This window comes from Paraburkholderia adhaesiva, from assembly GCF_021390575.1.
GTDB lineage: Bacteria > Pseudomonadota > Gammaproteobacteria > Burkholderiales > Burkholderiaceae > Paraburkholderia > Paraburkholderia adhaesiva.
The window spans coordinates 829,988-841,853 of record NZ_JAJEJQ010000003.1 but is presented as its reverse complement, the minus strand read 5'-3'; the positions used below and the strand labels follow the sequence as shown (position 1 = coordinate 841,853).

Here is an 11,866-nt window from a genome sequence, read left to right as displayed (position 1 = left end):
TAGGCATCATCTTGGTGCTCATTACGTGCCTCTTCTCTCTTTACATTAGAACGCGTGACGGATACCGACTTGCACGACTGCCTGATTTGCAGTCGTTGACGCGCCTGCGCCGTACGGGTTTGCCGGGGATTGCGAGTAGGGCGTTACGACCACGAAGTTATTCGCGTACTTCGCCCCTGCGAACGCGTGTTGATACGTACCGACGAGGAACAGATCGGTGCGCTTCGACAGGTGGTAGTCCGCGCCCCACGAAGTGATGTTGTATTTGCCGAGTTTGTGCTGATCGATGTAGGCCATACCAGCACCCACAAGGAACATGGGCGACGGACGCCACGTGACACCACCCTCGTAGGCGTTGACGGTCACCGTGCCGTGCGGCGTATCTGAGGCGTTCGTGTACGTGTACACGGCGTTGAAGGAGAACTGGCCAGCGGTGGCCTGCGCGCCGACTGCGGCCGTATAGATCGAATCCGAACCCAGCGCAACGGCAGCGATCGAGCCCGCACCAGGTGCAGCCTGGCCGCCGTTCATCTTCGTGAACGCAGCGCCAACCGAGTACGGCGCGTTGAAGCTCCCGTTCGGACTCCATTTGAGGCCGAAGCTCATCGCACGCGGTACGGTCGACGTACCGGCGAACGAACCTGCCACGTTGCTGAAGCTGTACATCGCGCCTGCGGTGAAGCCAGCGATGACCGGCGACTCGTAGCGAACTGCGTTGTGTAACTGCTCACCAGCCAGGCGGTCGATGTCATCGCCGAGGTGGAACGAATAATCGCCACCGAACTGACCCGTGTTCGTGTAGAAGGTCACGTAGTCGTAGATGAAGTCGTAGTCGTTACCCGCGATCAGGGTACCGAAACGATCACTCGACAGGCCAACGAACGCACGACGGCCAAAGAGCGCGCCACGTTGCGCAGCAGCCCCCGAGTTGATGTCAAAGCCGTTTTCCAGCTGGAAAACGGCCTTGAGACCGCCACCGAGATCTTCGACGCCTTTGAAGCCCCAGCGGGAGGAAGAAGTCACTCCGCTTTCCATCCTGAAAGTGCTGTGACCGTTGGAATTGCTGATATAGCTAATACCCTCGGAGATAATCCCATACAGGGTGACAGAGCTTTGTGCGTGAGCCGCCGATGCGAAAACAGCAGCCGTCGCTGCCACGATTACCTGATTCCTCAACCCTTGTCTCCGAATAGTCGCTATATATGGCGACTTTAAAATGACCTTATTTTCAAACGCTGGAGCGACCAATATTGATGTGCTGCTGAAACACACACACGCCAAGCCTGGGGCACGCGTTTTCTCACTACAGAACTTCTCGGGGGATATCCTTGCCTGAGCGGCCAGGGTCCTGAAACACAGATAGCCACTGAATGGGCGATTGACTTAGCGGATCGGACGTGCTTATTGCACGACGGCCTCGATATTGGCCATGATTACTTCGTCGGTCCGATCGAGATCGAACGACATGCTGTGCGTCTCCCCATAGTTCTGACAAATTGCTTGCGCAACCAACCAATCAACTTGTCGACCGATTATAGGCACCCTGGACAATTTGACACACCAATATTTTCTCGGCTTGAATGAGTCTGGATCATTCAAGCCGTCCTGGTTCTCAGGTTGTTGGCACCGCTTGCGCTGCGCTATGAAGGGCATGAACGCGCACGATCAACATCTTGCCCCCATATCCGATCATCCCCGTAACACCGATGATGTAGCCAATGCCTGCTGGCGACGCATGAGAGAATTGCCCCACGATAAAGCTTGCCAACGCACCGAAAGCCAGCTGCGTTGCCCCGAACAGCGCAGCGGCAGCGCCCGCATTGTTCGAGTAGCGAGACATGAGATCGGTCATGCAGTTGGACGTCAGTATCCCTATCTGACCGATGACGACGCAGAGCCCGAGCGCCATCGTCCACAGGCCACCCCAGCCCGTCAGACACACGAACACGACAAACAGCGAGGCGACGACAGAGATCGCGGATGACGCGCTAATCATTCTCAGCGTACCCAGGCGACCGACGAGGCGCGCATTCAGAATGTTGCCGATCATGATGCCCAGCACGTTGAAGGCGAAGAACAGGCCATAGTGCTGGGGCGAGATGTGGAAGTACTGGATATAGACGAACGGCGTCTCAGTGATATAGGTGAAGAGGGCGGCAAACGTCATACCGCCGACCAGCAAATGGCCCCAGACTACGGGGTTCCCCAGCAGCCGTCCATAGGCAACGAATGCCTGCGATACGGCCCCCGAAGCACGGTTCTCCTCGGGCCACGTTTCCGGTACCCACAGGTAAGTCGCAACAGCGCAAAACATCCCGAACAACATCAGCGCGATAAACGCCGTGCGCCAGGTGCCGAGCAGGAGTAGCTGACCGCCGATCAGCGGAGCCAGCAGTGGCCCGATTGAGGTCACGAGTGCAACCATCGAGAGCACCTTCGATGCTTCATCCGGCTCATGTGCATCACGGGCGATGGTTCGAGCAAGCACGGACGCAGCCCCGGCCCCAAGCGCCTGCACAAAGCGCATCAGCATGAGCTGGCCGATGGAATTCGCGAGCCAGCAGGCCAACGAGGCCCCGGTGAACATGACAAGCCCCGCGAGCAACACGGGGCGACGACCCCAGGCGTCGGACAGCGGGCCGTAGAGCAACATCCCGCCCGAAAATCCCGCAATAAACGACGTCAGCGTTGCAGCTGCTGCCGAAGCAGGAACGCCGAACGATGCAGCAATCGAAGGCATGCCAGGCAGATAGATATCTGTGCCAAAGGGGCCACATGCAGCCAAAGCGCCAAGCAACAAGATCAGCCAGGGATTGGACTTGCGTCGTCGATTCAGGTCAGTCATCAAAAAAAGCCCTTCTGAAATAGATCGTGCGCGCCCCCGCGTGTTCGAACAAATCGAAACACGCAGCGGGCGCGCACGCGCACACAAACTTCCTACCGCACTTCGTCAGATCGCAGCATCCCGGCTGACGAATCCACCGTCGCCGTTGACTTCGACTGGTGCGCTCACGCCACGGGCACCCACGGCGTCTCGCTGCTGTCGCTGCTTAAGCTGGTTCTCGGGTGTTTCCCAGCTACGCTCGTGACCCCAGAAGCTCATGGACTCCATCTCGTAGGGCTCCCATGTGGCACGATCCAGGCTACGGCCACCCCAACCGGTTTCCAGCAGGAAGCCACCCGGCGTCTTCGAGTAGAACGAGAAAACGTGATCGTTCGTGTGGCGCCCCAAGCTCGTCTGGATCATTCCCGGAATGAGGAGCGCCTTGTCGTAGAGCCGACCCACGTCGTCCATCTGCTTGTATTCGACCATCACGTGATGCAGGAACTTGACGGGGGTTTTGACCAGCGCCAGCGAGTGATGACGCTCGTTGGCGTGGATGAAGCGGACTTCGATGTTGCCCGTCATGTAGTCGCTGAGGCCGAAGCCCAGCAACTTCATGTAGAAGTTCTCCATCTCTTCCAGATGGGGCGTGCCCAGCACGACGTGGCCGAAGCCCAGCTTGCCGGTACGGAAGCCACCAATCGGGCGACCCGGTGCGAACGGAGCACTATCGACGGCACGGTTGACGAAGAATTCAACGCGATTGTCGTCCGGATCGGAGACCCACAGCAGGTGCTCGACGCGACGATCCGCGCGCTCGGCGGCAGTGCTCTCATTGACGACAAAGCCTGCAGCCGCCATTTCCGCACGCACCTGGGCCAGCGCCTCCACGGTCTCGACCTTCATGCCCATGAAGCCCACGCCGTTGTGATCCGAGGGACGGACCTTCATGCGCCAATCGTAGCCATCCATGCGCAGCCCCAGACAGCCCTCAGCCAGGTCGCGAACTTCGAACCCTACGTAGTCGCCGGCGAACGTGCGCCACTCGCCCATCTCTTTGGCATCGACGCACAGATAGCCGATTTCTTCGATTTTCATATTCGTGTTCCTTACCCGCTTCTCAGTTGACGACGTGTTCGCGCGGCAGACATTGCGCATATCCGCCGTTGCTGAAGGCCAGAGGCTTGCCATCGAAATGCGCGTACTGCTTCACCTCGCCGATCAGGATCAGGTGATCGCCCGCTTCATGAACGGCAACGCGCTCACATTCCAGCTGGACAACCGCTCCATCGAGCAGCGGGGCGCCACCCACGCCTTCCGACCATGGTGCGAGTTCGAAGCGTTCGGGATGTGCGGTAGCAAACCACTGCGACACCGGCACCTGATCGTCGGCCAGCACGTTGACCACGAAATGCTGTGCGCCCGTGAAGGCCTCAACGCTTCGGGACTCGCGACGGATCGACCACAGGATCAGAGGTGGGTCCAGGGACACTGAGGCAAACGAGTTCACGGTCATGCCAACCAGTTCACCCTCATGACGCGCCGTCACGACGGTAACGCCGGTCGGATACTGTCCCAGGCAGCGTCGGAACGCGCGCGTGTCCTCCACTGGGTTGCCACCGCCGAGCAGCGTGCCGCAATCGGGATTCGTCGTTACTGCTTGCTGTTCTGTCGTCATTTTTGGACTCCGTGTTGTTGGGCCCGATTAGCGCCAGTAGTTGGCGGCACCGAAATCGATGACCTTGAATTCCGGAGCAGGCAGTCCCAGCAGCAAACGCGAGTAAGCGACAGCCGAAGCTTCCCTGCCGCCCGTGCCATGGACTCGTGAGGCCATGAGGTTGCGGTACAGGTATTGCATCGGATTCGAGCTCAACGAGCACACGGCACCGACCATGGGCCAGATGTCCTGCACGGTCTCGAAACTGATGGCGAACGAATCAGCCGACTCGTAGCGCACGCGCAGACGTTCTTGATGCGGGGCCGGTTCGCCCTTGCAGGCCTGATCGAAAATCTCACGCCAGTTGTTGAGCGTGCGTGCCCGCACGTCCTTCATGCGCGTCCTGGATTCCGCGAGCTTCAGATTGAGGAACGGGTTCTCGGCAAAACGCGCACCCGTGCCCATCTTCGTGAACCGGTTGCGCGACTGCTCGTAGAACACGTTGACGGCTTCCATCGCCGTGCCGATCACTGTGTTGGCAGCCGTAGCGTAGAACACCGACATCCACGACACGCCTTGATAGAGCGGCGTCTTCACCGTCTGATAGCCCGGGTTGATGTCGTTGATGACGTCGGACATCTCGTGAACACGATGGACAGGGACGAACACATTCGTAGCCGTAAGGGCCTTGCTACCCGTGCCGCGCATGCCTTGCACGTCCCAGCTTTCGTGATCGATAACGAGATCGGAGACAGGGACCAGGAAGTTGCGCTCACCACCACCAAGCACCACGTAATGCGCGTGATCGACACCGCTGGAGAACGTCCAGCGGCCATTGAGCACGAAGCCGCCTTCGACCTTCTCGGCCTTGCCCAGCGGCGCGTACGAACTCGAAGCCCGCGCATCGGGCCCGTGGACGCCCCAGAAATCTTCGTGCAGGAGCGGGTCCATGGAAGCGATTTCGAGGTTGTGGCAGACGATCTGGCCCGCAATCCAGGCCGCCGATGAGTCACATTGCGCGATGCGCATCAAGCCGTCGAAGAAGTCTGCGGGGGAGAGTTCGAGTCCACCATACTGCAGCGGCGTGAAGGCACGAAACACACCAGCCTCGACCATGGCATCGACGCTCGTGTTGGGAACGCGGCACTCCCGCTCCGACTGATCACGACCCGCACGCAGGATCGGCGCGATGGCATCGACGGCGCTCAAAAATGCTTGTCCCGCAGCAGCAGCGCGTTGACGGTAAGCGTCCGCGTCTTCGACCACAAAGTTCGGGACTTCAGGTACGAGGAGGTAATGGCTTTCGGTCACTGCGTTCATCAGGTGTCTCTTTTAGGTGTGCATCTGTGTTTTACGAGTCGCACAGTGTAGGGGGGAGCACCGTCGAACCTAAAACGATTCATTTCGCACCCAGCATGAATTAAACTCATGCAAAAACGAGACATGAAAACGCCTACCTTACTAAGGGCTAGAAATGAATCGCCTTCCGTCCCTTATAGCCGTCCGATACTTTGAGGCTGCCGCTCGCCTCCAAAGCTTCACTGCTGCAGCCGCCGAGTTGCATGTGACCCAGAGCGCTGTGAGCCGTATGATGCAGACGCTTGAAGAGCAGCTGGAGGTCAGGTTGTTCGAACGCAATGGCCGCTGGATTAACTTGACGCCCTTGGGCAAGACCTATCACGAGCAGATCACAGTGGGCCTGAATCTGATTCTTGATGCAGGCAACAAGCTGAAAGACAGCGTCCACAAATCGACTCTTACGCTATCGGTCAACGTGGGGTTCACGCTGTGGCTGGTCCAGAACATTGGCGACTTCCGCAGCCTGTACCCCGACATTCAGGTGGATGTGCTGCCTCAGGAGCTAACGGAACTGGAGCCCAGTGCGTCCGCGCATGCCCACATCCGCTATGGCACACCACCCTGGCCGGGCTTCAATTCAGTCTCGTTGCTCGATAAGACGGAGGCAGTTGTAGTGTGTTCGCCTCGCATGAAACAGCAATCGCAAGTACGTGAGCCTGCCGACTTGCTGTCTGCGCCGTTGTTGAGTATTGCGGGGGCTCGCGAAGAGCCATGGGAATTGTTTTTCAAGCAGCACGGGCTTCAGATGCCGAGCCTCGGTAACAGTCCGCGCTTTCTCCAGATGTTGATGATGCGTGAAGCCGCGATGTCGGATCTCGGCTTCGGACTCGTCCCACGCTTCCTGTTTCAGCAGGACTTCAAGGCCGGTCGGTTAGTGCAGGCTATGCCACACGCGTGCATAGTCGACCATGGGTACCACCTCCTGTACCGCAAGGATGAGGACTTGAATCCGAAGCTAAAGCTCTTCAAGACGTGGCTGGTGGACCGACTTCAGGCGACGACTGCTTGCGCGTCCAAAGCCTGATCCGAACTAGAAGCCAAAGCACAAACAGGAACGTGTGCGATCCATAAACGACGTCATTTCGATGAAGGCTGGCCGGTCCATCAATCCATGAAGGAAGGGCCACCTGGCGTCTTGGCTTTACGTCGTTAATCAGGTGCGCGCAGATGTCGAGTGCAATTGGCGTCATGCGCTGCAGATGCTTGCGTGCGAAGTGCTCTGCAGCGTAGCCATCCCCGTGCAGTATTGCGCGCCCCATGTCCGTGTGATCGTCGACCACGCGCTCGGGCCGCGACGTGAAGTACGACCGGCTCGTGATCGCGACAGGCGGCGCGGCGCGCAAGCTGCCCGCGAGCGTCGCGAAGAGCGCGCGCGTGACCTATCTGCGCACACTCGACGAAGCGATGGCGCTGGGCGAGCGACTGCATCGCAGCCAGCGCGTGCTGGTGGTGGGCGGCGGCTGGATCGGGCTGGAGGTCGCCGCGACGGCGCGCAAGCTCCGCGTGGCGGCGACGGTGGTGGAAGAGGCGCCGCGTCGCCAGACGTGCTAGTTTCCATGTGGAAATTGCGACGGGGCACGTGTGCATCCAGACCAGCGATTGCCAGAAGCTGGTATAGAAGATCCATTGCCGGTTCCTGCCCGCGCAGCGTGGCTGGAACGACGCGACGGAGATACCCGATGCGAAACGCGATTGCGCTATCCCGTTCCGCCGCAGTGCTCGCGGTGGTTGCAGGTGCCACTGCGTGCTGCGTCAATCTACCGGCGGCCGCCGCTGTGGTGGATTCGTTTGTCTGGCCCACGACCCTCGCGCCATTCGGAGACGGATACCCGAGGTCGGGAGACAGGTGTCGCCGGCTCGGCGAATCGCCCGCGACTTCGGCGTATCTGGACCACACCGCGACGCTGGTGGGTTGTCCCGGGCCCAGCGATAGCGAGAGCGCGCAGGCGATCGTTCATGGCGAACACGGGCGCGTGGTTGGAGAAGCGGAGGGCGTCACGCTGATTTCAATTCCGAATGAAGGCAACCATACGGACGGCACGACGCCGCCTGCGGTTCCGGGACATGGAAATCAGTCAGGTGCGACTGGAACGCTGCGCTGCGCACTGCGGGCGGAACAACGGATGCGTCAGTGTCGATTCGACGTTGCGCGTCACGACGATCGCTCGGCGGTCCTCGTGGTCCACCTGCCGGGCGGCGGCACGCGGGCGATTTTCTTCGGACCGGACGGAACGGTCGTTGGCGTCGCGCGAACAGCCACGGATCGTCCTACGCGTGGAAACACAAGCGCCAGAAAGACCGGGGACGTCAATCTGATCTCGGTTGGCCGGGAGCGGTATGAGGTGCTCGACGAGGTGATTCACGGGGATTGATGTTCGGGTTGGGCGTCAGTTAAGGTTGCAATTTAACATAACATAATTTATCGAAGTTTCAGGTGTTACGGCTTTTTTGAAATGTCCGGTTCTGGCTCATTAGAGATGTCCGATTCCTGCCCTGGTTGAAGCGCACGCTCGCGTGAGGCGTCGACCAGGGGCGAACCATGAACGGACGTGAGCTGATCACGGCAAGCATGCGCGAACTCGAGCGGGTCAAGGTCATCGAGGCGGTCATTGAAGGCCGCCTGCGGTGTTTTCAGGCGGCTGAGCGGCTGCAGCTCGGCGTACGGCAGATCAGCCGGCTGTGCCGGCGCTATGAGGCCGCGGGTCCGGCCGGGCTGGTTTCGTCCAAACGCGGGCGGCCGAGCAACCGGGAACTGTCCATCGACCTGCGGGCCCGGGCCATGGCGCTGGTGCGCGAGCGCTACGCCGATTTCGGGCCGACGCTGGCCTGCGAGAAGCTGCGCGAGTGCCACGGGATGACGCTGGCCAGGGAGACCGTGCGCCGATGGATGCGCGATGCGGGCCTGTGGATTCCGCGCGCCCAGCGCCCGCCGAAGGTCTACCAGCCGCGTGCGCGGCGTGCGTGCCTGGGCGAGCTCATCCAGATCGACGGCAGCGACCACCGCTGGTTCGAGGACCGGGCGCCGGCCTGCACGCTGCTGGTGTACGTCGATGATGCGACGAGCCGGCTGATGCACCTGCACTTCACGCAGACCGAATCGACGTTCAGCTACTTTGAGGCCACGCGCGCGTACCTGGAGCGTCACGGCAAGCCGGTGGCACTGTACAGCGACCGCGCCAGCGTGTTCCGCAGCGTGAGCGCCGGCAAGACTGGCCACAGCGTGACGCACTTCGGGCGCGCAATGTACGAGCTGAACATCGACACGTTCTGCGCCAACAGCAGTTCGGCCAAGGGGCGGGTCGAGCGCGCACACCTGACGCTGCAGGACCGGCTCGTCAAGGAGCTGCGGCTGCGTGGCATCAGCACGGTGAGCAAGGCCAACGCGTATGCCCCCGCCTTCATGGCGGCCTACAACATGCGCTTCGCGAAGGCGCCGCGCAGCACGTTCGACGCGCACCGGCCGCTGCGCGGGGACGAGGATCTGGACGCCCTGCTCACCTGGCGCGAAACGCGGCGGGTGACGAAGTCGCTCACGGTGCAGTACGACCGCGTGATGTACCTGCTCGACGATACGCCCCAGAACCGCAGGCTCGTGCATCGCTACATCGAGGTCTGGGAGTACCCGGATGGGCGCATCGAACTGCGGGCGCAGGCTCGCGTGCTGCCGTACCGCGAGTACGACCGGCTCACCGGGGTGGACCAGGGCGCGGTGATCGAGCACAAGCGGCTGGCACACGCACTGCAGGTGGCGCAGGCGCTGCAGGCGCAGCGCGACAATCGGCGTGCCTCGGGCTCGCCATCACGCACGAATCAGGGTGAGCCGGTGCGTGCAAAGGCACGCGTGCCTGGCACGAAGAAGCAACGCGAGTTCACGCAGGCGGACATGGACGCGGTGATCGTGAAGCTGGCGCAGGCCCCAAAGTCAGATTCAAAACCGGGCCCGCGGTCTGCAAGGAGCCGCTGAATAGACGTCAGCGCCCTGCTGCTTCATCCTCTACCCTTCAACACGATGGAAGTTCAACCCCGGAAAGACAGAATCAACTCCCTTCAAAACCGGACATTTCTATTGAGCCGGAGATCGGACATCTGTATCTGGCCATGACATCAGGTGTGTAGCGGCTAAGTTGTAATGTCCGCTTTTAGCCAAGTTCAAATGTCCGCTTTCGGGCCAATCGTAAGCTGACCGGCCGCTGGGAATCCAGCGCTGGAGGCTTTCGATGGCAGCAACGGAACGGATCACGATGACGATGCGGGAGCTGGACAGGTTCAAGGTCATTCAGGACGTGGCTGACGGCAAGTTGAAGCCATGGCGCGCGGCCGAACGACTCGGACTGACGACACGGCAGATTCGGCGGCTGGTTGGGCGATTGAGGGAGCACGGACCCCAAGGTCTCGTGTCGCGCCGGCGCTCGAAGCCCAGCAACAACCGGCTGAACGCCGTAACGGCTGACCGGGCGCTCTCGATCATCCGTGATCGCTATGCCGATTTCGGGCCGACGCTGGCCTGCGAGAAGCTGTGGGAATGCCACTGCATCCGGCTGGCGAAGGAAACGGTGCGCCGACTCATGACGGACGCCGGGCTGTGGGTGCCAAGACGGCAGCGTGCGCCGAAGGTCTACCAGCCACGGGCACGACGGGCATGTCTGGGCGAACTGATCCAGATCGACGGCAGCGAGCACCGATGGTTCGAAGAGCGGGCGCCGCAATGCACGCTGCTGGTCTACGTGGACGATGCGACGAGCCGTTTGATGCAACTGCACTTCACGCAGACGGAATCGACCTTCAGCTATTTCGAGGCGACGCGCGCGTACATCGAACGGCATGGCAAGCCCGGAGCGTTCTACAGCGATAAAGCCAGCGTGTTCCGCGTTACGGTGCCGGGCAAGACTGGTAATCGCGTGACGCCGTTCGGTCGAGCGATGTACGAACTGAACATCGACGCATTCTGCGCGAACAGCAGTTCGGCCAAGGGACGCGTCGAGCGCGCGCACCTGACCTTGCAGGATCGGCTGGTGAAGGAACTGAGGCTGCGCGGCATCAGCACGGTAGCCGAAGCGAATGCGTACGCCCCCTCCTTCATGGCGGCCTACAACGCTCGTTTCGCGAAGCCGCCGAAGAGCGGGTTCGACGCTCACCGGCCGCTGCGCGCCGACGAGAGCCTTGATCTGGTGCTCACGTGGCGTGAGCCGCGCAAAGTGACGAAGTCGCTCACGGTGCAGTACGACCGGGTGATGTACCTGCTGGAGGATACGCCGGGGAACCGGAAGCTGATTGGTCAGGTTATCGAGATATGGGAGTACCCGGATGGTCGCATCGAACTCCGCGCGGACGAACGTGTGTTGCCCTACCGGGAATATGATCGGCTCGCTGAGATCGATCAGGGCGCGGTCGTTGAACACAAGCGGTTGAGTCATGTACTTCAGGTCGCACAGGCGATCCAGTCGCAACGTGACAACAGCCGGATCGGTAAAGCTCCGTCACGAACACATCGCGGCGACACGACCCGGACCAGTCGGAACGATCCTCAATCGGGCAAGAAGAAGCAACGCGAGTTCACGCAGGCCGACGTAGAGAACGTCATCGTGGATCTTGCCCAACGCAGACAGGCGCAACCGCCACCCCGCAAACCTGGCCGCCGGTCTGCCAGGGACAGTGGAACAGGCGTGAGCGCCCTGCCCGTTCAGGATCAGCTCTTCGACACTGCGTGATCTGTAACCCATGAGAAACAAACCCTCAAGCCCGTAAACCCGGACATTTCAACGTGGCCAGGAGGCGGACATTTGAGAATGGCTTTGACACAGGTGTGAGAGCAAAGTAGTAGTGTCGTACTTGGGCAAAGTACAGATGTCGTACCCCGGGTTGACTTGAGGTGCATGCTGGGAGTGCATTGACAGAAACCATTGACGAAACGCGACAGAAATGATTTAGAAATGCCGATGTCGGCATTTCTAAATGGTTTGCGTCATCAAAAGAGCGTCAGCATGGTCACTCGACATTTCTCAAAGATTTGTGTCAACAGTGCGAGG

At 60.5% G+C, this 11,866-nt stretch carries 9 protein-coding genes and 1 pseudogene; 5 read left to right on the top strand and 5 right to left on the bottom strand.

The features are described from left to right. Window positions 1-45: 45 nt before the first annotated feature. The 5 genes from L0U80_RS27740 to L0U80_RS27720 form a co-directional block, all read right to left on the bottom strand. The gene (locus tag L0U80_RS27740; protein ID WP_233873909.1) at window positions 46-1,158 is read right to left on the bottom strand and encodes a porin; all 1,113 of its coding nucleotides are present in this window, start codon (window positions 1,156-1,158) and stop codon (window positions 46-48) included. 454 nt (window positions 1,159-1,612) lie between these two features. After that, on the bottom strand, window positions 1,613-2,845 hold the full coding sequence (locus L0U80_RS27735; protein WP_233873623.1) for a Bcr/CflA family multidrug efflux MFS transporter: 1,233 nt from the start codon (window positions 2,843-2,845) through the stop codon (window positions 1,613-1,615). 105 nt (window positions 2,846-2,950) lie between these two features. After that, complete coding sequence (locus L0U80_RS27730; RefSeq protein ID WP_233873621.1) at window positions 2,951-3,922, bottom strand: VOC family protein; 972 nt, start codon at window positions 3,920-3,922, stop codon at window positions 2,951-2,953. A 22-nt stretch (window positions 3,923-3,944) separates the two neighbouring features. Next, the gene (locus L0U80_RS27725) at window positions 3,945-4,502 is read right to left on the bottom strand and encodes a flavin reductase family protein (protein WP_233873618.1); all 558 of its coding nucleotides are present in this window, start codon (window positions 4,500-4,502) and stop codon (window positions 3,945-3,947) included. A 27-nt stretch (window positions 4,503-4,529) separates the two neighbouring features. Beyond that, the gene (locus L0U80_RS27720; RefSeq protein ID WP_233873615.1) at window positions 4,530-5,801 is read right to left on the bottom strand and encodes an acyl-CoA dehydrogenase family protein; all 1,272 of its coding nucleotides are present in this window, start codon (window positions 5,799-5,801) and stop codon (window positions 4,530-4,532) included. A 154-nt stretch (window positions 5,802-5,955) separates the two neighbouring features. Between L0U80_RS27720 and L0U80_RS27715 the strand changes: the two genes are divergently transcribed. The 5 genes and pseudogenes from L0U80_RS27715 to L0U80_RS27695 all read left to right on the top strand — a co-directional run bounded on the left by L0U80_RS27715 (window position 5,956) and on the right by L0U80_RS27695 (window position 11,548). Beyond that, on the top strand, window positions 5,956-6,864 hold the full coding sequence (locus tag L0U80_RS27715) for a LysR substrate-binding domain-containing protein (protein ID WP_233873612.1): 909 nt from the start codon (window positions 5,956-5,958) through the stop codon (window positions 6,862-6,864). A gap of 254 nt (window positions 6,865-7,118) precedes the next feature. Further along, window positions 7,119-7,376, top strand: a pseudogene (locus tag L0U80_RS27710) (FAD-dependent oxidoreductase); the annotation flags it as partial. 143 nt (window positions 7,377-7,519) lie between these two features. Beyond that, window positions 7,520-8,212: a hypothetical protein gene (locus L0U80_RS27705; RefSeq protein WP_233873609.1), complete on the top strand. Its 693-nt coding sequence runs from the start codon at window positions 7,520-7,522 to the stop codon at window positions 8,210-8,212. 167 nt (window positions 8,213-8,379) lie between these two features. After that, a complete protein-coding gene (locus L0U80_RS27700; protein ID WP_233863292.1) occupies window positions 8,380-9,804 on the top strand; it encodes an ISNCY family transposase in 1,425 nt (474 codons plus the stop codon). Between the two features lie 253 nt (window positions 9,805-10,057). After that, window positions 10,058-11,548 carry an ISNCY family transposase gene (locus L0U80_RS27695; protein WP_233869316.1) on the top strand — a complete coding sequence of 497 codons (1,491 nt, stop codon included), beginning with the start codon at window positions 10,058-10,060 and terminating at the stop codon, window positions 11,546-11,548. Window positions 11,549-11,866: the final 318 nt, after the last annotated feature.